The sequence below is a fragment of the Acinetobacter sp. 1294243 genome, from assembly GCF_000588015.1.
GTDB classification, from domain to species: Bacteria; Pseudomonadota; Gammaproteobacteria; order Pseudomonadales; family Moraxellaceae; genus Acinetobacter; species Acinetobacter pittii.
The window spans coordinates 211,271-236,754 of sequence record NZ_JFXG01000005.1; the positions used below are offsets into that span (position 1 = coordinate 211,271).

At 41.3% G+C, this 25,484-nt stretch carries 20 protein-coding genes; 16 read left to right on the plus strand and 4 right to left on the minus strand.

Annotated features, from left to right (window positions below; genetic code table 11):
- Window positions 1–3: 3 nt before the first annotated feature.
- Entirely contained in the window at window positions 4–3,639 is a 3,636-nt protein-coding gene (locus tag J655_RS12785; protein WP_032052429.1) for an exodeoxyribonuclease V subunit gamma, read from the minus strand.
- 169 nt (window positions 3,640–3,808) lie between these two features.
- On the opposite strand from J655_RS12785, the gene J655_RS12790 reads away from it, so the two are divergent.
- Window positions 3,809–4,315: a hypothetical protein gene (locus J655_RS12790; protein WP_005079307.1), complete on the plus strand. Its 507-nt coding sequence runs from the start codon at window positions 3,809–3,811 to the stop codon at window positions 4,313–4,315.
- A gap of 22 nt (window positions 4,316–4,337) precedes the next feature.
- On the opposite strand, the gene J655_RS12795 is transcribed toward J655_RS12790, so the two are convergent.
- Window positions 4,338–5,756, minus strand: a complete 1,419-nt coding sequence (locus J655_RS12795; RefSeq protein WP_005079309.1) for a hypothetical protein — start codon at window positions 5,754–5,756, stop codon at window positions 4,338–4,340.
- 209 nt (window positions 5,757–5,965) lie between these two features.
- Between J655_RS12795 and J655_RS12800 the strand changes: the two genes are divergently transcribed.
- The 15 genes from J655_RS12800 (at window position 5,966) to J655_RS12865 (ending at window position 22,340) form a co-directional block, all read left to right on the plus strand.
- Window positions 5,966–6,673 (plus strand): FFLEELY motif protein, encoded by a 708-nt coding sequence (locus J655_RS12800; protein WP_005079311.1) that lies wholly within the window; start codon window positions 5,966–5,968, stop codon window positions 6,671–6,673.
- Between the two features lie 147 nt (window positions 6,674–6,820).
- On the plus strand, window positions 6,821–7,768 hold the full coding sequence (gene ubiE / locus J655_RS12805; protein ID WP_002114829.1) for a bifunctional demethylmenaquinone methyltransferase/2-methoxy-6-polyprenyl-1,4-benzoquinol methylase UbiE: 948 nt from the start codon (window positions 6,821–6,823) through the stop codon (window positions 7,766–7,768).
- 11 nt (window positions 7,769–7,779) lie between these two features.
- The gene (locus J655_RS12810; RefSeq protein WP_005079315.1) at window positions 7,780–8,448 is read left to right on the plus strand and encodes a ubiquinone biosynthesis accessory factor UbiJ; all 669 of its coding nucleotides are present in this window, start codon (window positions 7,780–7,782) and stop codon (window positions 8,446–8,448) included.
- Between the two features lie 12 nt (window positions 8,449–8,460).
- A complete protein-coding gene (locus tag J655_RS12815; RefSeq protein WP_005079317.1) occupies window positions 8,461–10,080 on the plus strand; it encodes an ABC1 kinase family protein in 1,620 nt (539 codons plus the stop codon).
- 125 nt (window positions 10,081–10,205) lie between these two features.
- A complete protein-coding gene (locus J655_RS12820; RefSeq protein WP_032052430.1) occupies window positions 10,206–11,519 on the plus strand; it encodes an FAD-dependent oxidoreductase in 1,314 nt (437 codons plus the stop codon).
- A 26-nt stretch (window positions 11,520–11,545) separates the two neighbouring features.
- A complete protein-coding gene (locus J655_RS12825) occupies window positions 11,546–11,932 on the plus strand; it encodes a VOC family protein (protein WP_005079321.1) in 387 nt (128 codons plus the stop codon).
- 174 nt (window positions 11,933–12,106) lie between these two features.
- Window positions 12,107–12,880 (plus strand): bifunctional phosphoribosyl-AMP cyclohydrolase/phosphoribosyl-ATP diphosphatase HisIE, encoded by a 774-nt coding sequence (hisIE, locus tag J655_RS12830; RefSeq protein ID WP_014208235.1) that lies wholly within the window; start codon window positions 12,107–12,109, stop codon window positions 12,878–12,880.
- A 9-nt stretch (window positions 12,881–12,889) separates the two neighbouring features.
- Complete coding sequence (locus J655_RS12835) at window positions 12,890–14,392, plus strand: UvrD-helicase domain-containing protein (RefSeq protein ID WP_005065896.1); 1,503 nt, start codon at window positions 12,890–12,892, stop codon at window positions 14,390–14,392.
- A 23-nt stretch (window positions 14,393–14,415) separates the two neighbouring features.
- A complete protein-coding gene (locus J655_RS12840; RefSeq protein WP_017481955.1) occupies window positions 14,416–15,801 on the plus strand; it encodes an AAA family ATPase in 1,386 nt (461 codons plus the stop codon).
- 295 nt (window positions 15,802–16,096) lie between these two features.
- Complete coding sequence (locus tag J655_RS12845; protein WP_032005663.1) at window positions 16,097–18,946, plus strand: monovalent cation/H+ antiporter subunit A; 2,850 nt, start codon at window positions 16,097–16,099, stop codon at window positions 18,944–18,946.
- The gene (locus J655_RS12850; RefSeq protein WP_002115033.1) at window positions 18,943–19,311 is read left to right on the plus strand and encodes a Na+/H+ antiporter subunit C; all 369 of its coding nucleotides are present in this window, start codon (window positions 18,943–18,945) and stop codon (window positions 19,309–19,311) included. The genes J655_RS12845 and J655_RS12850 overlap by 4 nt, the downstream gene beginning before the upstream one ends.
- On the plus strand, window positions 19,311–21,122 hold the full coding sequence (locus tag J655_RS12855; RefSeq protein WP_032005665.1) for a monovalent cation/H+ antiporter subunit D: 1,812 nt from the start codon (window positions 19,311–19,313) through the stop codon (window positions 21,120–21,122). Before J655_RS12850 ends, J655_RS12855 begins: the two co-directional genes overlap by 1 nt.
- A gap of 2 nt (window positions 21,123–21,124) precedes the next feature.
- Entirely contained in the window at window positions 21,125–21,652 is a 528-nt protein-coding gene (locus tag J655_RS12860; protein WP_017481952.1) for a Na+/H+ antiporter subunit E, read from the plus strand.
- Complete coding sequence (locus tag J655_RS0104395) at window positions 21,649–21,924, plus strand: monovalent cation/H+ antiporter subunit F (protein WP_016142368.1); 276 nt, start codon at window positions 21,649–21,651, stop codon at window positions 21,922–21,924. Before J655_RS12860 ends, J655_RS0104395 begins: the two co-directional genes overlap by 4 nt.
- An 11-nt stretch (window positions 21,925–21,935) precedes the next feature.
- Window positions 21,936–22,340 carry a Na+/H+ antiporter subunit G gene (locus J655_RS12865; RefSeq protein WP_005065884.1) on the plus strand — a complete coding sequence of 135 codons (405 nt, stop codon included), beginning with the start codon at window positions 21,936–21,938 and terminating at the stop codon, window positions 22,338–22,340.
- Window positions 22,341–22,397: 57 nt separating this feature from the next.
- Here J655_RS12865 and J655_RS12870 read toward each other — a convergent pair whose 3' ends face one another.
- Both J655_RS12870 and infB read right to left on the minus strand, forming a co-directional pair.
- Window positions 22,398–22,799: a ribosome-binding factor A gene (locus J655_RS12870; RefSeq protein WP_002114836.1), complete on the minus strand. Its 402-nt coding sequence runs from the start codon at window positions 22,797–22,799 to the stop codon at window positions 22,398–22,400.
- Window positions 22,799–25,483 carry a translation initiation factor IF-2 gene (gene infB / locus J655_RS0104400; RefSeq protein ID WP_032052431.1) on the minus strand — a complete coding sequence of 895 codons (2,685 nt, stop codon included), beginning with the start codon at window positions 25,481–25,483 and terminating at the stop codon, window positions 22,799–22,801. The genes J655_RS12870 and infB overlap by 1 nt, the downstream gene beginning before the upstream one ends.
- Window position 25,484: the final 1 nt, after the last annotated feature.

Consider the following 25,484-nt stretch of genomic DNA (forward strand, 5'->3'; position numbering starts at 1 on the left):
GCCTTACTCCGAATGTTGAAATTGAAAAACCGGATGATACAAATCATACGCAAACTCATCACAAGCATGTTGAAGCAAAGCTTGCGCATCTTGTTCTTGTAAAATAAAGCTCCAGTCTTGATGCAACTTACAAGCTTCATTTTGAGTCATATCCATCGTGGTAAATGACCCTGTTTCATTCCAGTATTTTAGCAGCTCAGCATAGCTCTTCTCATCCAGTTTTGCTTTTTCTGTCTGATTTGTTGTTTCCCACTGATATGCTTTAGCTTTTTCTAATGGCTTTAATAATAAGGCTGCTGGTAAAACCAATGGTTGTTGCTGTGCATGGCGCCAGATTTTAAACCATGGTTGTAAATATTGCCGAGCTTGCTCAGAACTAATCCCACTACAAATCACAGTTTGATCGCTAAAAACCACAATACGGCGCTTTTCGGCTCCTGCACTACCCTCATTCAAATAAGCTAACCAGAGCAGATATTCTAACCAGACTTTAGCACGTCTTTTTGCGCGAGCGCTTGAAGGTTCCATACTCACCCAGTCCCGAGTTTCAGACTTCGGAACGGTAATATTCATATGAAGCTGTTTAGCAATTCGCCAAATACGCTGAGTTGTTTGTGTCACTGCTGGTGCATAATGGTGAAGGCGTTCAAGTAAACATTCTTGCTCAAAAACACCTTGTTGCCATGCGCTATATTTGACTTTACCGACAGGCAACTGATCAATTAATACTTCAGGTTGTGCTTGCTGTTCAGATTGTTGTAAAAAATGTCGGATCGCATAGCGCCCTAAACCATCTAATAATAAAGGTTCATTTTGGTCGAGCACTCCGACACTTCCTAAGTTTTCTACCCCTAAAGTTTTCAAATATAATCGTGCAGGGAATGTTACATCCTGTATCCACTGCTGGCTTTCTAAAACCAGTGTGTCAGGTATTTGTAGCGGATAGGTCGTGTTCGCCCAAGGCTGACGGTTTCCTGAGACTTGCTGAATTTGTGAAGCGACCTTAAACCAGTGATCTTGATAACGAATAACACGCTTCTCTACAGTAAAACCTTTCGGGTCAAAGGGCTGTAAATCATGGAAGTGATGGAGTTGTTTTAGCTGTGAAGGTATCTCAATTCCTTCAATAACGACACTTTCAGGTTCACCATCTTCAGCTTTCACAATCAAGGCAAGATGTTCACGGAACTCTTGAAGAATACTGGAAGGTTCGCGCACCTCGCCATCGTTCACATCAAAGCCGTTATAAAACAGCCATAAATTTTCTTGGGCTAATAATAAAGCATCTAAAAAAGCACCTTGATCATCTTCAAGTCGAGAGCGATCACCTAACTGCTGGCGCAGTGCATCCATCAAATCAAATGGAACATGGGTATCGCGGTTTGGAAATTGCCCTGCATCAAGATTTAGCATGACCATTAAACGATAAGGTAACGGTCGAATGTGTCCAATTTGGGCAAAGGTAATTTGCCCTGTCGGTTCAGCTTGTGCACTTTGGCTTTCTAATGTCCGTTGAATTTCTTCAATAATATAAGGCAGAGGCAAGGTAATTTTGCGCAAAGTTCCTGTTTCTGTCTCGGCGTAATAACTTGCGAGGGTCAACATTCGCTCTTGTTTCTTAACAATTTCCCGCACAGCTTTTAGAGCAGCAACACCGACCTGCTCAAATTCAACAATATCTTTGCTCAGCACTTGGAGCCAATATTCAACGGTATAGACTTTCCCCTGCTCATGCAGAGTAAGCCAATCACGGCGCTCATTCAAATCCTGATAAATCTGAATGAGTGTACCCACCAACTCGAAATCGCTCGGTTGAACTTTGGCATAACTCAACACCTGATTAAATGTTGCATGCACAGGCACAGCAATGCCAAGGGCCAATCGCTCTAGGGCAAATTTAAAACTATATCGATAATCATCATCACCCTCACACAAACTGCGCTTGAGATGCTCTGCATCAAGCCCTCGTTTAAAGCCTGCATCGGCAAGCAAATTTAAAATTCGCTCAACCTGAACATATTCAAGTTCATAACGTTGTTGAGTCGCATGCAAACTTAACCAATCAGCAAAATCATCAAAGCTAAAACGCCCCTGCATCAGTTGAATACGCCCAATTACTGCACGCCAAGCATTCAGTGCATCAAGTGATGCAACACCTGCAATCTTTACTGGCAAATGCACACCCTGCTCAGTGGCAGTAGCAGGAAATACACTTCGAATTAAAGGCTCTATGTCGGCCAAATTAGGAACTAGAACTAAAATATCGTTTGGACGGCGCGGCTGTTCATGCGGTTTAGCCAACCAACAGATTAATTGCTCTTTTAATACTTCAAGTTGACGTAGAGTCGAATGACAAACATGAATCTGAATAGAGTCATCATCGGAAGCAAGCTCATATTGTTTAGCTTGAGGCTCCACTAAATGCAAAATATCTGACTGAACTTTACCAAGCAGACTTTCAGGGAAATCATCCACAAAAGCGTCAACCCACTTACCCTCTTCACCCGTAGATAAATTCGATAATAAAGAAAAGTGATCGCGGGCTTGTTTACCCAATCGGGTTAAAAGCGGATGTCTGGATTCACGCGCTTCAGCATTAAAGTTGAGTGTAAATTTATTAAAGAAATCACTAATTTCAGCATCAGTAGCCTTTGGATTTTTCGCAATAAAACGCTCTTTTACCCCTAAGTCATAACGCTGTTTCCAGAGTGGATCGACACTATCGGCCCAATATTCTTGTGAAGGGTTATAGTGCAAAATCAGTACATCAACGTATTGGCCTAAACGGCGCAAGAACTGTAACTGGCTTGGCGGCAAATCTAATAACGTAAAGATCACCACCTGATTAGGTAATCTTGAAATAGCACGCTTACTGCGGTCTGGATGATCTAACTCTTGCCAAAACAATGCATCAATTTGCTGCATCTGCAAAAAGTCATCATGAAAATGTTGTTGCCATAACCAACGCTGCCAACGTTCTAGCTCCTCAGTTTGATGTAATGCAAAAGCAGTCACTTCTTCATCTTTTTGCACAATATATTTTTCAATATCGAGTGCTCGGCCCTGCCCCCAAGCAGACAACCAGTTTTCCGGACAGGTACAACTATTTTCACAACCACGCTGACACTGCCCACGATAAATCATATAGTTACTAAATAGATCGGCAACCTGCTCAGCGACCCAGTACAGCATTTTTTGTTTTTTTAATTGTTTGTCTATGCCTTGTTCGAGTCGATCTGCGCTGTCATAAATACGCTGGACAATAGAATGTAAAGGATGCGACGAATCTATACTTATCGTGTCTGGTTGAATGAATTCGTGCAAAGCTTGATGCCCCCGCCATTTAAAAATTAAACGTGGGATGTTCGCTTTACGAACCTGTTCTTTATGCGCAGTTAAAACTTGCTGGTAGGCGTACCACTGGAAGCCGCGTACCCGTTGGTGAAACTGGTAATTAGCACTCATGCCTTGCTGTTCTGCAAGTTTTTGTATCAGCCACTGCTCGACCGCAGGACTTGGAACAATAAAATGCTGGGTTTTCAAAACCTGTAATGGATGCGTTGAAGCTTGAGATGTAGACGTCAATACACCTTGCAACAACACATCAATACGTTGACTTTGAATAACATGAATCCCCATTTATTTCATATCCTGCTTGCATAATTTATGCACAAAATCATAAACATTCATTACTATACAACTGAATCTGACTATGTCACGTTGGTTTAAACACAGCATAATTTAACTTTAGGTGTCACTTACACTTGGTTTAAATGACGCCCTCAAGAAACTTATACAGGTAGACATTATGAAAATTGACAAGATTCCTGACTATATTGATCCTAGCCTAAATCTGGAACAAATTCGCGATGAGTGTCATGATCTCATCAAAAAAAGAGCTTACGTCTCAGCAGGAGCGGCAATTGTACCGATTCCTTTTTTTGACGTGGCAGTCGATTTGGGAATTTTGTCGTACCTTATTCCAGATATCAATTCCCGTTTTGGCTTAGCACCTGAACACGTGAGTGTCTACGACCCGAAAACTAAAACAATTCATTGGGATGAACTACGTAAACGCGGTTTTGAATTTTCAGGCTTTGTAGTAGCGCGTACTACAGTTAAAAAAACATTTAATGGCTTTCTTGGCAAAATCGTAACGAAACAGGTGACTAAATTTATACCACTAGGTGGGCAAATTGTAGCAGCAAGTTTGGGCTATTTCATGATGAAAAAAATAGCAGAAACTCATCTGAATGATAGTTATAACCTTGCAAAACGTATTCAGCAAAAAAGCCGTAGCACTATTGTAAATTAAGGTTTGCCTTGTAGCTGAGAGCTTAGTCTGCTCTCAGCTGTTTTAAAATGGCCTTCAACACTTCTAAACGTGCCGTATATTTATCATCGGTTGCGACAATATACCAAGGTGCATATTCAGTACTAGTTCGCTCAAACATATCTGCGGCCGCTTTTAAATAATCGTCCCACTTATCACGATTACGCCAATCCTCTGCGGTAATTTTAAAGCGTTTATGCGGTGTTTCTTCTCTGGCCTTAAAACGCTGCTCTTGCTCATCTTTACTAATCGCCAGCCAAATTTTTACTACAATCGTTTGACTATCAAATAAATCTTTTTCAAAGCGGTTTATTTCATCATAGGCACGCTGCCATTCTAAAGGTGAAGCAAAACCTTCGACACGTTCAACGAGTACACGTCCATACCATGTCCGATCAAAAATCGTGATTTTTTCGGCCTCATTAATGCGGTTCCAAAAGCGCCATAAGTATGGATGACGTGCTTCAAAACGTTCAGGTGCTCCAATACAGTGAATATCATATTCACGCGGGTCTAGGTTTTTAACGATTCGCTTAATGGCCCCACCTTTACCAGCTGCGTCCATGCCTTCAAAAGCAATGACGACATTGCGTTGATCAAAACGCATGGCATCGGCAATTTTTTTACTCAGTTTATCGAGTTCTTTTTTATATTCTGCTTTTTCAAGTGGTTCGTTAGAAGGGTTTAATAAACTCTCTGGAATTTTAGCTTGCTGCCATTTTCCTTTAACTTCGGTTTCATGCTCTGGAAGTTGACGCATGTGTTGTAAAAGGTATTGCGCAAAAAACTGATCACGCTGCTTTTCATCTTCGCCATCAATAATGTACCAATCGTCGGTAAAACGACGACGTAACTTTTGCAAAGTGTCATATTGTTTTTTATTACGCCAGTCTAAGCCATGGAGCTTATGCCAATGCTGTTCAGATGGATCTATCTTGTCTAAACGTTTTTGCAGTGATTTCCATGACAGATCGAACCAGACTTTGACCACATCGACATAGTTGTTTTTTAAATCTTGCTCAAATGCCCGCATATTTTCAACGTAAGCATCAAAGCGTGCTTCATCCAAAGGTTCAGACACGTGCGTTGCCGTGACGAGCAAATCGCTATACCAGTTGCCAAACATCACCACAATTTGCCCTTCAGTCGGAATGAACTCCGAGTAAGATTGCCAAAATGCTTCTGTATCTGTCAGCACACGTGGCGCGTCTGCTTTGACTCGTAAATATCGTGGATCTAGCCATTCACGAAGTTGCTTAACAGCCTCGCCTTTTCCAGCCAACTCAATACCACTCATTAATATTAGTGTGCTCTTAGCGTTGGGTTTGCCCCGACTTTCTTTTAACGCATATTGTGCTTCAATCAAATCGACTGAAAGCTGTTCTTCATCACGAATCTCAAATTTTGGTTGTTGTTCACTCATAGTCCACGGCTCTAATCTTTTATTGTTTAATTTCGATGATCTTTAACTTATGCGCTTAAATGATGAATTGCTATACAAATTATGTCATTGTGCCAAAATTCTGTTTAAAAATTGACGCATGAATCATTTTTTTTACATCTACTCGCCATAGTACAAGGTTACAATGCCTTTTATGATTTTTTGCAAATAGCCCAATATTAGAGCCTTAAATGTCTAAACTCGCTGCTTTTGATGATCTTTTACAACAATATAAAACATTTAATTATCACGATAATCCAGTACTTGCTCAGCGTTTGCAAGATGTACAAACATGGTTAAAAGAGCGGATGAAAGATACGCATCATGACTTTTTTAATCTGCCAGCGCACAAGCTCATGTCAGAGTACTTTTTAAATCGTTTATATGGTGGCCCAGAATTTGATGCTCTTGCAGCTCAAATCGAGCGTTTACTAAAATATGCCCATAAAGCAGAAAAAGTCTTACCTGAGAATGCAATTAAAACAGGTACTAAATCAGTAAGTTTGGCTGTACTTGCAACCCAACTTGATGAGCAAGTAGCAATGCAACTTCTTGAGGACTATCCGGCAGATACAGTATTAACTGATGAGATTATGCGTTTAACCTTAATCAAGCTTGATCAGGCCGAAGCTCGTTATCAACAACTTGCTCTTCTTGACGATTTAGGTGCAGCACTCGATAAATACATGCGTTCATTTATGATGTTTACTGCTTTTAAAATGTGTAAAGGTATTGCCCAAAAATATCACTTCGAATTGATGTATGATTTCATTCAAGATGGTTTTAGTGCGATGAAACCGTTAAAATCAGCCGAGACCTTTATTAAGACTTTTACTGAAAAAGAACGCCAGATTATTGAAAATGTACATTCAGGGCATCCGAATCCGTTTAGAGTGTGATAAGGTCGGCACATAGAAAAACTCAACCTCGCGAAGTTGAGATTTTATTCATTATATTTGCATGATGATGCCTGTAAAAATAGACAAAATCTGTCATCATGCAGAACTTATTCCGTTTCACTTGAGTTTGAGTCTAGGAGAGACAATATGTCTAACGAAAACCAAAAGCCAACATCTCCAACTGAGCAGGCACAAAGTTCAGACAAAGTTAGCCCATTCCTAAGCTCACCTTTACCTCAAGGTACTCCTCAAGGGCAACAACAAACTTTACAGCAAACCTTAACAGACACACCTGTGAATGGCTCTGTACCTAAATACAATTTACCTCGTGGTGCTGGTAATACTGGCAACGTTGGTGAAACAACACATTTCGGTTACTCAACAGTTAGAACTGAAGATAAAGCACAAAAAGTTGCAGAAGTTTTCCACTCAGTTGCAAGCAAATATGACTTGATGAATGACTTGATGTCATTTGGTATTCACCGTTTGTGGAAGCGTTTTGCAATTAACATGTCTGGTGTTCGCCGTGGTCAACACGTGTTAGACATTGCTGGCGGTACAGGCGACTTAGCAAAAGTATTTAGCCGTGAAGTTGGTCCGCAAGGTCATGTTGTACTTTCAGACATTAACGAATCTATGCTCAATGTTGGCCGTGACCGTCTAATTGATGCAGGCTGTACCAATGTTGACTTCGTTCTTGCCAATGCTGAAACATTAGAACCTTTTGCAGACAACAGCTTTGACCTTGTAACCATTAGCTTTGGTTTACGTAACGTGACAGATAAAGACGCAGCACTTGCTTCTATGTTCCGTGTGTTAAAACCAGGTGGCCGTTTACTGATTCTTGAGTTTTCTAAACCTGTATTTGAGCCATTCTCAAAACTTTATGACCTCTATTCATTCACCGCTTTACCGATTATGGGTAAATTGGTTGCGAATGACTCAGAAAGCTATAAATATTTGGCTGAATCAATCCGTATGCACCCAGACCAACGCACCTTAAAAGGTATGATGGAAAATGCTGGCTTCCAGAACTGTGACTATCACAACCTTACTGCTGGTATCGTTGCCGTTCACCGTGGCTTCAAACTGTAAGGGATAACGATATGTGGTCGATTCTGGCACTCGGTGCAGTCGAACGTATCATTCATCATCTGATCGATCTGGATGCGGTTACTCGCATTCAGTTTAATCAGTTACAGGGCAAAATGTTGCGTGTTGTGATTGATAGCCCGCAGCTTTCTGTCGATGTGTTCTTTGACCAAGAAAAAGTACGTCTTGAACCTACCGTAACAGGTCATAGTGAAAAGCCTTCTATTTTTGAACAGCGTCCTTTTGATGCCCAATTCAAAATTTCTGAAGCAACTGCAACTTTGCATGTTAAAGATGTCGTTGAACTGATTAAATTATTGGTCAGCGATCCAGACCAGATTGGGAATATCCCGCTCCAAGGTGATTATCACCTATTACAGGATATTCAAAAAATTATGCAGCAAGCTGAACCTGATTTAGCTGCGCATTTATCAAGATGGGTGGGTCCTCAACTCGCTCATGAAATTGGTAAGATTCAACTTGCACCAAAACATTTAAAACGCTCGGTGCAAAGCCATCTGTTTTTTGCTGAAGATGCCTTAAAAGAAGATAGCGGCCTATTTGCCCCTCGCTGGGAAATGGACGACTTAACTCAAGCAACTCGCAAGCTTAATCAAGACATTGACCGTCTTGAAGCAAGATTGCAGCAACTCAATGCACAACTACAACCCTCTCAAGACTAGGTAAGACTTTATATGATTCCGCACGTTTCACGTTTACTCGAACTTTGGCGTATTGCAGCGCACTATAGACTCGATACGTTGTTCCCTGCGGATGAATTACCAGTTAAAGCTCAGCATGCATTAAATATTATTAAAATGCATCCAGCTGCATGGTCGAGTCGTGAACGTAAAAATCCTTTAAAGCTTAAAGAAGCTTTAGAAGATATGGGACCACTTGCAATCAAGCTTGGTCAATTACTGTCTACTCGCCGTGACCTAATTCCACCTGAGGTACTCGCTCAACTAGTTTTACTTCAAGATCAAGTAAAACCTTTTGATAGCAATGTTGCCAAACAACGTATTCAAGATTCTTTAAAAGCAGACGTAAATACTCTATTTGCCCGCTTTGATGACCAACCATTAGCTGCTGCTTCAATTGCACAAGTACATACAGCGGCACTGCATGATGGCCGTGAAGTTGTTGTTAAAGTTACTCGTCCGGACATTCGTAGCCAGATTTTACAAGACTTTGAAATTTTAGCTTGGCTAGGCAACACCTTAGAAAGTCGCCTAGAAGCTGCTCGTGCGTTGCATCTCACCGAAATTATTCAAGACTACCGCCAGATCATTTTAAATGAACTGGACTTGAGTATTGAGGCAGATAACACCCGTCGTATGCGCCATTACTTCACTGGTTCAACCATGATGTATGTACCAGAAGTCTACATGGACACCAAAGATGTCATGGTGGCTGAGCGTATTACTGGTGTCCCTATTTCAGATACGGCAACCTTTGACCGTCTAGGCATGGACCGTGCACAACTTGCAGAAAAAGGATTAACCATTTTCTTTACGCAAGTATTCCGCGATAACTTTTTCCATGCCGACATGCATCCCGGTAATGTCTTTGTAGAAACCATTAATCCAAGCAATCCACGCTTTATCGCACTGGACTGTGCGATTATGGGAGAGCTATCTAAACACGACCAGATGACAGTTGCCCGTATGTTGCTTGCTGTCATGAACAGCAACTTTATGCAGCTCATTCAAATTGTGCACCAAGCTGGCTGGATTCCACCGGGTACAGACCAAGATGCTTTAGCACGTGAGATGCGCCGCACTGTTGGGCCAATGGTATCTAAACCAATGGACCAGCTTGATTTTGCGGGTATCTTAATTCAAGTGATGGATATTGCTCGACGCTTCCATCTTGAGATTCCGCCACAGCTCATGCTGCTACTCAAAACTTTAGTGCATGTAGAAGGCCTAGGGACTGACCTTTACCCGCAGCTCGACATCTGGAAATTGGCAAAACCAATTTTGACGGAATGGGTCAAATCCAACATGAATCCAGTCAAAAATGTAAAAGAACTCGGCCAGCAATTACCTGACCTGCTTTTAGGCGCTCAAGATTTCCCAAGCTTAATTATTGATAGCTTAAATGGTTTAAAAAATCAGTCGGCTTGGCAAGACCGCCAGTTACGCGAAATTCAGCAACTTCGTTTGCAAATGGAACATCAGCAACGCCGTAGCTGGATGTTCGGCAGTACTATGCTGATTTTACTGACTATTGCAATTATTAGCCCTTGGTTTGTTTCGATTATTCTAATTGTGCTGAGTAGCTTATTAGCGCTTTGGCGTATATTGAAATAAGTTCAAAATCCCTTGCCAGTGCAAGGGATTTTTTTTATGGAAAAAATTTAATTTTCAAAAAATTTATAGATCAGCTATTCGTTCATTGCTAAATTGAAGCTATAAATGCTTCAAAAGAACAAACAATGAAAACACCTCATTTTGCCATTATCGGTGCAGGTACAGCAGGTTTAGCCACTGCTATTTTGCTTGCCCGCCAAGGCAATAACGTTACTATTTTTGAACAAGTTGATGAGTTATCTCCGGTAGGTGCCGGTTTATTACTACAACCTGCGGGCTTAGCTGTATTTGAACACTTAGGTGTGCTCGAAAAAGCCTTAACATTAGGCGCAAGAGTAACAGGCCTAGAAGGACAACTTCCAGACAAGCGCCTTTTAGTTAATAGTCATTATCACGAAGCATCAGCAAACCTCTATGGTCTAGGTATACCCCGAGCCACTTTGTGTCATGTACTCACTCAAAAGCTTAGCGAGTATTCAAGCCAGATCACTTGGCATATGAACCATTCTGTTGAAAGTTTTGAAGAACATAACAATGAAGTTCAGCTATTCGGCAGTCATCAAAACCAAAAGTTTGATGCTTGCTTTGATAGCCTACTCATTGCCAACGGTGCACGTAGCCAGTTACGCCCTAAAGCATGGGTAAAGGTTGACAAAGCTTATCCTTGGGGTGCGGCATGGAGTATCGTACCTGAGTGCCAAGTTCTCGATTCTGAAATTCTGCATCAATTTTATGATCGCTCGAAAATTATGATGGGAATTCTTCCTACAGGAGCGATTCCAACTGAACCTCAACAGCGCCTTTCAAGTGTTTTTTGGAGTTTACCTACACCACAACTACAAAGCTTTTTACAAGATGAGCAGGCTAAACAAGCTTGGTTAAAGCAAGTCTCAGAACGTTGGCCCAAAGTTGCAGAATGGCTGAAAGAAATTTTGTATAACAGTCAAACTCAGCCTAAATGGCTATCTGCAAACTACCGCGATGTCGTCCTGACTCAATTTGGTCAGGGTCGAGTTGGGGTGATTGGCGATGCCGCTCATGCAATGAGTCCACAGTTAGGTCAAGGTGCAAATATGGCATTATTGGATGCTTGGGCTTTCTCTCAATCATTGCAACATGCTCAAAAAAACCAGAATATTGATTGGTCCCTGCTCTGGCAGCACTACCACCAGCTTCGCCGCTCATCCACCCAGTTTTATCAATTCCTTAGTCGCTTATTAACACCACTTTATCAGTCTGATCATTGGTGGGCTGGAGGTTTAAGAGATTTAGTTTTTCCGTGGATGTATCAAATCCCTTATTTTCGAAAAGAAATGGCAATTACAATTTCAGGCTTAAAAACAGGGCCATTCCAACAACTTGATTATGATCAAGTCGCTCAATTGCCTAAAGAAAACAGTGCATTTCATTTAGAAAGCCAATCTTTGTCTGACTATTAATCCCACCAAATAATAGTGATTAACACATGAAAATCAGCCATCTTGATCATCTTGTTTTAACCGTCTCAAATATTGAAACTACCTGTCATTTCTATCAAACCATATTGGGGTTTGAAGTCATCACGTTTAAAGGTAATAGAAAAGCTCTAAAGTTTGGAAATCAAAAAATAAATTTACACCAGCAAGGCAACGAGTTTGAACCGAAGGCATTACAGCCGACTCCCGGATCTGCCGACTTGTGTTTTATTTCAGACACTCCCATTTCAGAAGTGGTTGCACACCTTAATCAATTAAATATTCAAATTGAAGAAGGTCCGATTGAGCGTACTGGTGCAATGCATCCTATTCTTTCAGTTTATATTCGCGACCCAGATCAAAATTTGATTGAGATTTCAAATATTCTCACGCCTTAGTCATTTGAATAAGATACAGATTGGTAAGTGTTACAAGCTATTCATTACGCTGACAAAGACAAAAAGGACAAAGAATTTTTCCGCAAAGCGACGTTGATGCCGTACACTATACAAGCTATTTTTTAGCATCAGATTGAAATCAATTTATAGTTCATATTTCTTTGGTGATTCCTCATGAATAACACGCAATGGCTCGATGAAGTAAAATTTAACGAACAAGGTCTTATCCCTGCCATTGCTCAACATCATCAAACCGGACGTATTTTGATGGTGGCGTGGATGAACCGTGAATCACTTGCGCTCACAGCAGAAAAAAATCAGGCTGTGTATTTCTCTCGCTCTCGCCAAAAACTTTGGCACAAGGGTGAAGAATCAGGCCATTTCCAAACAGTTTATGAAATTCGTTTAGACTGCGATGGCGATGTAATCATATTACAAGTTGAGCAACACGGCGGTATTGCATGCCATACAGGTCGTGAGTCTTGTTTCTACCGTAAACTTACCCCACAGGGCTGGGAAATTGTCGATGCACAATTAAAAGACCCTACTGCAATTTATGGCGATAAAGCCAAAACTGAAAGCCACGATCATGCTCACACCACTGAACAAGTTGATGTACTTGCTCACTTAGGGCAATTGATGCAAGAGCGTAAGCAAGCTGAAGCGGATACGTCATATGTTGCAAGCCTTTATAAAAAAGGTATCAATAAAATCTTGGAAAAAGTCGGCGAAGAAAGCGTAGAAACTATTATTGCTGCGAAAGACTACGCTGCTCAAAATACAGAAAGCAATTTAAATGACTTGATTTATGAAACTGCCGATTTGTGGTTCCATAGCATTGTCATGTTGGGTTATTTCGATCTTAATCCACAACTTATTATTGACGAATTAGCTCGTCGTCAGGGTTTATCTGGTTTAGTTGAAAAAGCTAACCGCAACAAGGTTTAAAATCACTCAGTGTCGAATATCGAAAAACCTAAAGCCACCTATGAGCAAGCTATTGCCATAGATAACGCACGTCTTGGGCAATCATTTAAAGTGATTGCCTATGCGGGTACAGGTAAAACTACTACGTTACAAATGATTAGTGATGCCATGCCTGAACGGCGCGGTATGTATTTGGCTTTTAACAAAGCCATTGCTGGTGAAGCACAAAACAAATTTCATCGTAATGTAGACTGCCGGACTTTTCACTCACTCGCGTTTCGCAGTGTGCCACGAGGTGTGACTGATAAATTACGCTTGCCTCGCTTAAGCCCAAGCTTTATCGCAAAAGAATATCGACTAGAACCTATTACTTTACGACGCATGATGGGTGGACGTTATGAAAAATACGTCTTAATGCCAAGTCGCCTCGCAAGCCTTGTCGCTAATGCTGTCAGCTATTTCTGTTCAACCAGTTCTCAATATCCAGCGCCTCGACATATTCAGGCGCCCAACTGGTTACATCCGGATGATATTACCGAGCTACAAACTCATCTTTACCCTGCTGTAGAGCGCCGTTGGTTAGAGTCCATCGACCCAAATCATCAGGCAGGAATTGGTCACGATATTTATCTCAAACTTTGGGCTTTGTCTGAACCTAACATCCCAGCCGATTATGTACTATTTGATGAAGCACAAGATGCCGACCCTTTAATGCTGGGTATTTTACTTCGCCAAAAAAGTACGCAGGTCATCTATGTAGGCGATGCACATCAGCAAATTTATGCGTGGCGTGGTGCAATTAATGCAATGCAACAATTACCCTTGCCAGAGTCTCGCCTCACCACTTCTTTTCGTTTTGGTGAAACGATTGCGGATGTTGCCAATGCATTGCTGGGCGGATTAAATGAAACTGTTCCTTTGCTTGGTAATCCAAATCAAAAATCAAGTGTCGTAAATAAACCGCATACCAAAATGCGTGATGCGATTTTATGCCGTACCAATGCTCGGGCCATGGAACTTTTACTGGCAGGTTTAGTTCACGGCGATAAAGTGAGTTTGCAAGCTGATCATCAAAAACTAAACCGTTTTGTAGACGCTGCAAGCCTCTTAAAGCAAGGAAAACGGGTTACTGATGTTCCTGAATTAGCATGGTTCAATTCATGGCATGATGTCCATGAATACTGTGAAACCAATGAAGGCAGTGATATTAAACCATTGGTTAAATTGGTGGATGATCACGGCACTGACCCACTAAAAAAAGCGCTTGCAAAGATTACACCACTTGAGCAAGCTGACTATGTCATCTCTACAGCCCATAAAGCGAAAGGCTTAGAATGGAACCGTGTTCATATTGAAGATGACTATCAATTTAAAATTAATGGGTTAGAACACAAGATTACCGATGAAGAATTAAGACTACTGTACGTTGCCTGTACTCGTGCTAAAGTAAGTCTAAATATCCATCATCTTTATGATCTGATACAACAATTAAAACTAAGGGCGCCTTTAAGTCTTCGTCAGTCGGTTGGTTGAAGCGCTCATATTGAGGTGAGCCTATGAAACTTGAATCTGTCCAATTTAAACATATTGCTCTGTTTCACGACCTTAAAATAAACTTTCACTATGAAAAACAGCCAATCACCTTAATTTTAGGTGAACAGGCAACTGGTAAAAGTATGTTGCTCAAACATACTTACCATGCTTTAACTTGGTTCCCTGCTCGCCTTAAAGATTTGCGTAGTCCCGGTATTGTCATGCCTGATCAAGACATTACTCAGTCGCGTCTACAATCAAAAATTGAAGTGACTATTCAAATTCCTTCAGAAATTGGTCACCTGCCAGAAAGTACCTCTGCTCAGCAGGTAGACTCTTCACTATGTAGCTGGAAACTTTTTAAAACCTTAAATGCAAGTGGGATTGGAGTGAGCCAAGTTGAAACTCAGCAACTTGACCAAACCATGGCTCTTTATCAACAAGTCATAAAAAAAGATCCATTACAAGGACTTCCCTTAATCGCTTACTACCCAGCCGAGCGATTTGTGAATGATATTAATCTTTTGAATAAAAATTTACCCGGCATTACTCAAGCCATTTCAGCCTATGACATTAGCCCACTACCGTTTACAACTTTTACACGCTTTTTTGAATGGCTACGAGAAATCAGTGATATTGAAAATGCTCAAGCTGCATATCTAGTACAACGGATTAGATCGAAACAATTAGATCAGCAAGATCAAAAAGAATTATTAAATGAGCTTCAAAAAGAGTTATCAGGGCAACCTAAACAGCTTACTTCACCCAATCTCTATGCCCTCAAGAATGCATTAAGTATAGTTCTGCCTGAGCTTAAAGACCTCTATCTACACTATCAGCCTCGACTACAACTTATGGTCGACTATGAAGATCAAATCTTACCTTTTCAGCAACTTTCCAATACAACGAAAACCTGGATTGCTTTAGTAGGCGATATAGCCCGCCGACTCTGTTTACTCAATCCTTTAAGCCTAAACCCTTGTCTTGAGGGAGATGGCGTTTTACTCATTGACCAGATTGATGCACAGCTCGACTCAACACATTGCTCCGAAATCTTAAATCGGCTTCATCAAGCATTCCCACGCCTACAAATTATTGCAACAGGAAGTCGTGAAGAGCTACTTGAACATGCCTCGACCTATCAATGTCTAAAATTAGAGTCTGGTAAAATTAGCCATCTTGACCTAAATACGACCAAGCAACAGCTTGAACATATCTATACCTTACTTCAAAGAAGCGAACCTTTAACACCATCTATAGAAGCACAGCCTTTGAGTTTAATAGACCCAACACCAGCACAGATTGAGGTTTTATTTCAGCAGATTCAGGGTTTAACTGAACAACAAAAAAATGAATTATTAAGGATGATTCATGCGGGAGACGCACCGGAAGAAAGCCCTTCGGTTTGAGTTTTATAATCAAAAAAACCACACTCACAAAATATATGGTGGAGTACGGTTTTTTAGGCACTAAAATAACTAGATGTTGTTACTACATGTAATAACATCAGATTTTCAATGCTTTTTTAGTGTACAATAAATTTCATTTTGCGTTTTTATTCTTCAAGTTGCGCAATACAACTTGTTTCTCGCTTTATTTTCTAATTTGGTTGGGTTTTCGGAATAATAAGCTTTGGAACTCTCTTTGAATTCCTATCTATTCTGAAATTAAAATTTCACCTTTAGGTTTCGGCCTAAATCACATATGGATACGAGTGTGCTACCGATAATTATCTTATTACCGTTAATATTAGGCACCACCCTTGTTTCATTGCTTCAACGGTTCTCGCGTGGAGTAACGGCTTTAGGGGCAATTGGAGTCAGTTTAACCAGTTTTGGTTTATTACTGACTCAAGCTAAAACTGTGCTTGGTGGTGCAAGCATTCAACAAAGTTGGGATTGGTTACCTCAATTAGGGATTAATCTAAGCTTTAGACTTGATGCTCTTGGTTTATTATTTTCTCTTCTTATTACCGGTATCGGTACACTCATTTATATATACGCCTATTATTATTTAGGCCCTAAAAATTCATTAAGTAAACTCTATACTTTACTCATGCTGTTTATGGCAGCAATGCTGGGTATTTCGCTCTCTAATAATCTTATTATTTTATTAGTCTTTTGGGAGCTCACCAGTATTTCATCTTTCTTGTTAGTGGGTTATTGGAGTCATTATGAAGCTGCTCAACGTGGCTCTCGGATGGCGCTCACCATTACAGGGATGGGCGGTTTAGCAATGCTAGGTGGATTTGTTCTATTGGGGCAAATCACTGGAACCTATGAAATTAGCGAAATCATGGGCATGAAAGATGCGATCCAAGCCCACGCTCTTTTTATTCCAATGTTATTGCTTATTTTGCTTGGCGCATTTACAAAGAGTGCTCAGTTTCCATTTCATTTTTGGTTACCTAACGCAATGGCGGCACCAACACCAGTGTCCGCTTACCTGCACTCTGCGACCATGGTAAAAGCCGGGATTTTTCTACTTGCCCGCTTACTTCCAATCTTTATAGGCGCTGCGATTTATCATAATATCGTTACGTTTGTCGGCCTATTTACGCTCTGTATGGCAGCGTGTTTTGCTATTTTCAAAGAAGATTTAAAAGGACTGTTAGCCTATTCAACCATTAGTCATTTAGGACTTATTGTTTGTTTACTCGGGATCGGTTCTCCTTTAGCGGTTGCCGCTGCTATTTTCCATATTATTAACCATGCAACATTTAAAGCAGCGCTGTTTATGCTTGCAGGGATTATTGATCATGAAACTGGCACACGTGATCTTCGAAAACTTAGTGGTATTTGGCAATTACTTCCTTTTACTGCCACACTCACCATGATCACCGCTGCCTCTATGGCAGGGGTACCACTTACCAATGGCTTTATTTCAAAAGAAATGTTCTTTACCGAGCTATTGGCAAATCTTTCAGGCTCAACGGTTATCTTTGCCAGCATTATTGCAACTCTGGCGGGTATCTTCGCAGTAAGTTATTCAATTCGCTTAGTGCATGGTGTGTTCTTTGACGGTCCAATTGGTAAACAAGTTCCAAATAAAGATGCACATGAACCACCAATCGGTATGCGTGCTCCAGCCATTCTTCTTGCTGTGCTTTGTATCTTGGTCGGCGTTCTACCTTCGTTATTGGTAGAACCACTGGTCAATAGCGTAACAAGAGCAAGCTTGATGCAACCAGAATTTGCGGGTACACACCTTGCAATTTGGCATGGATTTAACGCCCCTCTTGTGATGAGTATTATTGCTTTGGTTGGCGGTACGCTGTTCTACTTTGCTTTAGCAAAAGACGGCATGATTCGTAAAATTGACCTTGATCCGCGCCTAGGTAGATTACAAGGTCGCATCTTATTTGATTTATTTTTAAAACATCTGTTGCTGACCAGCCGAAAAATCAAACAAAAAACTGAAAATGGCTCATTGCAAAGTTATTTGTTCTGGATCATTGCTTTTAGCATCATCATGGTCACCATGCCTTTACTCAATCAAGGGTTGAGCACAGGTACACGCGAACTCACCCATGCTCCATGGATTGCTGTAGTTCTTTGGCTGACGTTATTCTCAGGCTGTTGGATGATGCTCTGGTTCCACCATGAGCGTATTAAGGCAGTACTTATTAGTGGTGCAATTGGTCTAGTGGTAACGATGGTCTTCGTCACCATGTCAGCACCAGATTTAGCACTAACTCAAATTACAGTAGATGTAGTAACCACTGTTCTCTTATTAATGAGCTTATCGTTACTTCCACAGCTCACGCCGTATGAATCTCGTCGTTCTAGACGTTTAAGAGATGCAGCTTTAGCAATTATTGGAGGTTTAGGAATTGGTTGGATTACGTGGCTCATTTTAACCCGTGATCACAATTCAATTTCTTGGTTCTTTGCCCAACAGTCTTTACCACTTGGTGGTGGCTCAAATATTGTAAATGTCATTTTAGTTGACTTCCGTGGCTTCGATACCTTCGGTGAAATTACAGTATTAGGCATCGCTGCGATTGGTGCCCTATGTTTAATGGATGGTATGCGTGTACACGGCACAACCATGACGCAAGGTCTCACCTACCGTTTTAATCCATCTCCACTTATGTTCCGTATTACGGCCTCTTGGGTATTACCGCTAGCGCTTGTCGTCAGTGTTTATATCTTTTTGCGAGGACATAACTATCCAGGCGGTGGCTTCATTGCAGGTCTAATCACCTCAATGGCGCTAATCATTCAATATATTGCATTAGGTCAAGATCAAGCAGAACAGCTATTAAAAGCGAAGTCTGGCCGCCTTTACGAAGTCTGGATTGGCACAGGATTAACGATTGCAGGTCTGACTGGTATAGCAGCATGGTTCTGGTTACGTCCGTTCCTCACGAGTGCTCATGTCTATGTTGAATTACCAATTCTAGGAAAACTACATCTAGCTTCAGCTGCAAGTTTTGACTTGGGTGTTTATATCACCGTTGTAGGCGCGACAATGTTGCTCATCTCTGTATTAGGCGACTCTCGTCATTCGAGTATGTCCGGTCCTGTACCACATCGGGAGGAATCATCATGATCAGTTTAGAATTCTTACTGGCTTCTGCTATTGGTTTACTTGTTGCCACAGGTATTTATCTGATTTTACGTGCTCGTACTTTCCCTGTTGTGCTCGGATTGGCTGTAATCGGTTATGCAGTAAACCTATTTTTATTTGCTATGGGTCGATTACAAATCAGCTCACCAGCAATTTTAACTGAAACAACAAAAATAACCGATCCACTTCCTCAAGCGTTGGTGTTAACCGCCATCGTGATCGGTTTTGCAACTACAGCGTTTATTGTACAACTTGCGCTACGTAGCCGTTATGAATCAGGTAGTGATCATGTTGATGCTAAAGAAGATGCTTCCCCAACATACGACCCACGTGAGGATGAGCCGTGATGTTTGATTTTTTATCTTTTTGGCAACAACACACGCCTATTTTTAGCATTCTCATCCCAGCATTTACTGCTTTTATCTTATTACTGTTAGGTAACCCTGGGGCAGGTGCTTTAAAAGATGACTGGCGCCAACCTTGGCGTCGTGGCATTAGCCTTATCTCAGCAATTGCCGGATTAATTACCGCTATTGTTTATCTTAGTTACGCCAGCACGGGGCAAATTACTGTTTACCAATTAAGTGAATGGTCAGCGCCATTTGGTATTGTGCTTGTACTCGATCGTCTTTCAGCTTTTATGCTGGCACTGACTTATGCATTAGCAGTACCAGTTTTATGGTATGCAAGTGATAACTGGGACACGCGTGGTCGCTATTTTCATGCCATGGTACATTTCTTATTAATGGGAATCTGTGGAGCATTTCTAACAGGCGACTTATTTAACCTTTTCGTCTTTTTTGAAATCCTGTTGATGGCTTCGTATGTATTGCTCTTACATGGACAAGGCAAACCTCGTTTTCAGCTTGGCGTTCACTATGTCATTATCAATCTTTTAGCCTCTGCCCTCTTCTTAATTGGGCTTGGTATGATTTATGGCAGCGTGGGTAGCCTCAACATGGCGGATGTCTCACGTCTTATACCGACACTTGAAGCAGATCAACATAAATTAGCAGTCGCTGGTTCCTTACTTCTCTTTGTTGTTTTCGGTATTAAAGCAGCAATGCTTCCTGTCGGTTTTTGGCTACCAAAAACCTATGCCGTTGCAAGTACCCCTGTAGCTGCAATTTTCACCATCATGACTAAAGTCGGGATCTATTCTATTTTACGTGTAAATGGAACAGTATTTGACGATGCGCTTAGTCAAGAAATCTTAAAAAGCTGGTTATTGCCTATTGGCTTAATTACTTCTCTTTATGGAGTGATTGCCGCAATTGGAGCAGATCGTTTACGTCGCTTTGTCGGCTTTATGGTCCTTTCTTCAATTGGTACCTTGCTTACAGCAATTGCCATGTCTAATACGCAGGCATGGTCTGGGGCTTTATATTATTTAGTGCACAGTACCTTAATTGGCGCAGCTTTTTATCTATTTTGTGGATGGATCACTTCACAACGTGGAGATTTTAAAGATCATTTAAAAGTTGCCCCAAGAATCAAACAAGAAAAAGCAGCGATGCTGACTTATTTCTTGATTGCGATGATGATGGCTGGATTACCACCTTTTAGTGGTTTTCTTGGAAAAGTATTTATCCTACAAGCAACAGTTGAAGCTAGCTATCAAGGCTGGATTATTGGTGTTGTGCTTGTTGTGAGCCTATTAAGTATTATTGCACTCACACGTGTTGGCTTTATCTTATTCTGGCGCGCATCTCCTCCAGAAGAGGATCCAATCCATCCAGCTTATATTCTTTATCGTGCTTTGCCGGAACGCGCACCACCACGTAATGATCAAGTCATTTATCTATTACTGGTTGGTTTAATCGCTTATGTTGTTTTTGCTGCACCAATTCAGCATTACACCTTAAGCACCGCACAACAGATCCAAGACCATGCGCTTTACCAACACTCTATTCTTAAAGTGGATAAAAACGGCGAAGTGATCAGTGTACAGCCATATGATCCAGCTTACTTACCAGAAACTAAGTACGGCGGTGAAGTTGAAGATCATAATGCTTATCTTGTTCCAGATATTATTTCGAAAGATACGTTTAATGGCGAACATATTTCTGAATATAAACAACGACAAATTCAGCAACAGGACAAACTCCAAACGCCTACCATTGTTGATGAAAGTCAATTGAAACCTATGGAGCCATAACAATGCAGTTATCTCATTTGCTTGAACGCTGGTTTCCACATCCATTTGTTTCGGTTCTCATCGTTTTATTTTGGTTGATGCTGGCGCATAGTCTTGATGCGAGTGATCTTTTGACTGCGATGCTTTTGGGCTTAATCATCCCTCGTTTAGTCAAACCATTTATTACCCGCACACCGCATATTCACTGGAAACCTGCGGTTAAACTATGTTTTGTGGTTCTTTGGGATATTATTATTTCTAACTTTAAGGTCGCAAAACTTGTTTTGGGACCTACTAAAAAATTACACCCTAAATGGTATCGCGTACCTTTAGAGACAGAACATGAGCAGGTCAACACCTTACTGGCAATGATCATTACCACAACGCCAGGTACGGTTTCTGCAGGTATCGATCAGGAACGTGGGGATATTCTGGTTCATGCGTTGAGCACAGATAATACCGAATCTGATATTCAAGACATCAAACAACGTTATGAAATTCCTCTTATGGAAATTTTTGATGTGAAAAGTAAAACGGAGGCAAGTGCATGACAATCCTACCCTATGCTCTAGGTATTAGCTTGATTGCCATTACAATCTCGATGCTACTTTGCCTTTTCAGACTAGTTATGGGGCCTTCAATTGTAGACCGCCTTTTAGCGCTCGATACACTTTTCCTCAATGCAACTTGCCTTATTGTTGTGTTAGGCATTTATTGGATGACGACCTCTCTATTTGAAGGAGCACTATTGGTTGCGATGTTAGGTTTCGTATCTACAGCCGCCTTAGCACGTTACTTCACAACCGGTCATGTTATCGATTAAGGAGAGGTCAAATGCAATTTACAATGGAAATTATTGTTTCGGTCTTTCTGGTTTTTGGTGCCTTCTTCATGTTAGTTGGCTCAATCGGTATGGTCCGTTTACCCGACTTATTCATGCGCTTACATGCACCAACTAAGTCGAGTACGCTCGGCTTAGGAAGCTTTCTAATCGCTTCCATGATCTTTTTTGCTTTCCAAGGTCGTTTCGGTTTTGCCGAGCTACTCATTACCCTTTTAGCTTTCATTACCGCACCAGTTTCGGCTAATTTGATTGCTCAAGCTGCGCTACATTTACGTTTACGCTCACTGAGTGGTGAAGTACCTGAAGCCATTGAACGTCCTCTACCTTGGGACCGTTACAAAATTGGTCAACGCTTTTCACAAAACAAACCGCCAATGGAACCTCCTAAAGAATAAAAAATTGAGCCAATAAAAAAGCCACCCGAAGGTGGCTTTTTTATTTTTGAGTTTTAATTACTCTTGGTCATCTGACTTACGTTCTGGTAAATCTTGTACCGCTTTTTCGATTAGACCAAACATATAGTTACCATATGCATTCGTCTTATCGTAATGGAAACGTAAGCGAGGCGTAATACGAGTCTTAATGCGACGGCTCAATTCATGACGCAAGAAACCAGAAGCTTTATTTAATACATCTAAAGTTTCTTTATTTGCTGCTTCACTTTGCTCATCGCCGAGTTCACGTCCCATAACAGTGACATAAACTTCAGCATAACCCATATCCGCACTGACTTTCACCGCAGAGATGGTCACTAGACCACCTAAGCGAGGATCTTTAAGCTCTTGACGGATTAGCTCAGACAACTCACGTTGTACTGAATCCGCCATGCGCTTTAAGCGTTGGCTACCCGCCATTAAAGACTCCGTTTAATCAATTGAACATCATACACTTCGATCTTATCTTGTGGTTTGATGTCTTTATAACCTTTCACCGCAAGGCCACATTCCATACCAGCACGAACTTCATCAACAACGTCTTTATAACGACGAAGAGATTCAAGCTCACCTTGGAAAATTACAACATCATCACGTAATACGCGAATCGGTTTATTACGATGTAATGTGCCTTCAAGTACCATACAGCCTGCTGCTGCACCAAACTTACTTGAGTGGAATACTTCACGTACTTCCGCAACACCCAAGATTGTTTCACGATGTTCAGGAGCAAGTTTACCGCTCATGGCATCTTTCACATCATCAATTAATTCATAGATGATGCTGTAGTAACGAATATCAATACCGTCTTGGTCACTTCGTTGACGAGCAGTCGTATCGGCACGTACGTTAAAGCCTAATAATACAGCTTCTGAAGATTCAGCAAGAATTACATCAGACTCAGTAATCGCACCAACACCTGAGCTAATTACACGAACTTTTACTTCATCAGTAGATAATTCATGTAAAGCAGCATTCAATGCTTCTAAAGTACCACGTACGTCTGTTTTCAAAACAACGTTCACTGTAGGAACATCTTTTTTGCCCATTGACGACATGATATTTTCAAGGCGCATAGCACTTTGACGATCAATACGTTTTTGACGCTCACGGTCAGCACGAGCATCGGCAACTTCACGCGCTTTCTTCTCGTCATTTACAACAAGAACTTCATCACCCGCCATTGGAGCATCTGGAAGACCCAGAATTTCTACTGGAATAGATGGTCCTGCTGATTTAATCGGCTTACCGTTTTCATCAGACATTGCACGGACACGACCATAAGATGAACCTGCAAGAACAAGGTCACCAATGTTTAATGTACCGTTTTGAACAAGAATCGAAGTTACTGCACCACGGCCTTTATCTACACGTGCTTCAATAACAACACCTTGCGCAGCACCTTCAGCAGATGCTTTTAATTCCATCAATTCTGATTGAATAAGAATTAAATCAAGGAGTTCATCAATACCTTGTCCGCTGTGTGCAGAAACTTTAGCAATCGGAACATCACCACCCCATTCTTCTGGAACGATTTGTTTCGTTGTTAATTCATTTAACACACGGTCTGGATCAGCAGATTCTTTATCCATTTTGTTGATTGCAACAATAATTGGAGTACCTGCTGCACGAGCATGGTCAATTGCTTCTGCAGTTTGTGGCATTACACCGTCATCTGCAGCAACAACTAATACAACGATATCTGTTGCTTTAGCACCACGTGCACGCATTGAAGTAAATGCCGCATGTCCTGGCGTATCAAGGAATGTAATAATTCCTTTGTCTGTTTCAACGTGATATGCACCAATATGCTGGGTAATACCACCTGCTTCCCCAGCCGCTACTTTCGAACGACGGATACGGTCAAGCAATGATGTTTTACCATGGTCAACGTGACCCATAATGGTAACAACTGGCGGACGAGTTGTTTGCTCACCACGAGCTTCTTCAGCTGCTTCAAGCAAGTTATCTTCCGCTTGTGTATCAGAAACTAAAACAGGGTTGTGGCCCATTTCTTCTACAACAAGTGCCGCTGTGTCTTGATCAATAGCTTGATCTTGATTAACCAATTCACCCATTTTCATAAGTGTTTTGATAACTTCACGTACTTTAATCGCCATTTTTTGAGCAAGATCGGCAACAACAATGCTTGAACCGATTTCTACATCATAAACTTGCTTTTTAACTGGCTTTTCAAATCCATGCTTATTCGCTTGGCTTGATTTTAAACCACGTTTGTTATGGTTAACAAAGCTTTGCTCTTCTTGACCACGACGACCACCTTTCTTCCCAGCACGTGGGTTAGTGGTTGCGCCACCGCGTTTAATTTCACGGTCTTCTTGCTTAAATGAATCTTCATAAGCTTGGCCAACTAGACCTGAAGCAAGTGGAGAATCATCAATAACACGAATTGTCGTAGTAGCATCGTCATTTGAATACTTAGACGCCATTTTGCGCATTTGTTCAAGTGTACGTTGCTGAGCTTCTTCAGCTGCTTTACGACGTGCAGCTTCTTCAGTTGCTTTTAACTGAGCTGACTGCTCTTCACGAGCTCGTTTCTGTTCTGGAGTTTCCGCTGGTTTTGGTGCAGGTTTAACTGTACCACCACCACGCTTTTTCACTACAACAGCAGCTTTTGGAGCTGTCTGTGCAGCACTATCTTGTTGATGAGCAGCACGCATCGCATCTAAAGTTGCTTTAGCTTTTTGCTCTGTTTGAAGACGCGCTTTTTGCTCGGCAGTTTCACGCGTTTGCTGTTCTACACGTGCTTTCGCTTCGGCTTCTGCACGTGCTTTAGCTTCAGCTGCAATTTGTTCAGGGTTTGGTTTAGCAAAAACCTGTTTTTTACGTACTTCTACGTTAATTGTTTTTGCTTTGCCTGAAGTACTTGCAACTTTAGCGGTACTGGTTGTTTTACGTTTCAACGCAATTTTTCCTGTGTTACCACTTTCCTGACCATGAACTTTTTTCAAGTGATTGACCAAAGTATCCTGTTGTTCAGTGGTAATAATGTCGTCTGCTGTACGTTGAGGCAAACCTGCTTCACGAGCCTGTTCTAGGAGCTTCTCAACAGGACGTCCTACACTGAGAGCTAACTCTTTAATC

Bases quoted from the DNA above. Each gene is read 5' to 3' on its own strand.
- J655_RS12810 (WP_005079315.1), top strand. From the start codon at position 7,780: ATGTGGTCGATTCTGGCACTCGGTGCAGTCGAACGTATCATTCATCAT.
- J655_RS12800 (WP_005079311.1), top strand. From the start codon at position 5,966: ATGTCTAAACTCGCTGCTTTTGATGATCTTTTACAACAATATAAAACA.
- J655_RS12855 (WP_032005665.1), top strand. From the start codon at position 19,311: ATGTTTGATTTTTTATCTTTTTGGCAACAACACACGCCTATTTTTAGC.
- J655_RS12845 (WP_032005663.1), top strand. From the start codon at position 16,097: ATGGATACGAGTGTGCTACCGATAATTATCTTATTACCGTTAATATTA.
- J655_RS12790 (WP_005079307.1), top strand. From the start codon at position 3,809: ATGAAAATTGACAAGATTCCTGACTATATTGATCCTAGCCTAAATCTG.
- J655_RS12825 (WP_005079321.1), top strand. From the start codon at position 11,546: ATGAAAATCAGCCATCTTGATCATCTTGTTTTAACCGTCTCAAATATT.
- J655_RS12865 (WP_005065884.1), top strand. From the start codon at position 21,936: ATGCAATTTACAATGGAAATTATTGTTTCGGTCTTTCTGGTTTTTGGT.
- J655_RS12860 (WP_017481952.1), top strand. From the start codon at position 21,125: ATGCAGTTATCTCATTTGCTTGAACGCTGGTTTCCACATCCATTTGTT.
- J655_RS12815 (WP_005079317.1), top strand. From the start codon at position 8,461: ATGATTCCGCACGTTTCACGTTTACTCGAACTTTGGCGTATTGCAGCG.
- J655_RS12850 (WP_002115033.1), top strand. From the start codon at position 18,943: ATGATCAGTTTAGAATTCTTACTGGCTTCTGCTATTGGTTTACTTGTT.
- J655_RS12840 (WP_017481955.1), top strand. From the start codon at position 14,416: ATGAAACTTGAATCTGTCCAATTTAAACATATTGCTCTGTTTCACGAC.
- hisIE (WP_014208235.1), top strand. From the start codon at position 12,107: ATGAATAACACGCAATGGCTCGATGAAGTAAAATTTAACGAACAAGGT.
- J655_RS12870 (WP_002114836.1), bottom strand. From the start codon at position 22,799: ATGGCGGGTAGCCAACGCTTAAAGCGCATGGCGGATTCAGTACAACGT.
- J655_RS0104395 (WP_016142368.1), top strand. From the start codon at position 21,649: ATGACAATCCTACCCTATGCTCTAGGTATTAGCTTGATTGCCATTACA.
- J655_RS12795 (WP_005079309.1), bottom strand. From the start codon at position 5,756: ATGAGTGAACAACAACCAAAATTTGAGATTCGTGATGAAGAACAGCTT.
- J655_RS12820 (WP_032052430.1), top strand. From the start codon at position 10,206: ATGAAAACACCTCATTTTGCCATTATCGGTGCAGGTACAGCAGGTTTA.
- ubiE (WP_002114829.1), top strand. From the start codon at position 6,821: ATGTCTAACGAAAACCAAAAGCCAACATCTCCAACTGAGCAGGCACAA.
- J655_RS12785 (WP_032052429.1), bottom strand. From the start codon at position 3,639: ATGGGGATTCATGTTATTCAAAGTCAACGTATTGATGTGTTGTTGCAA.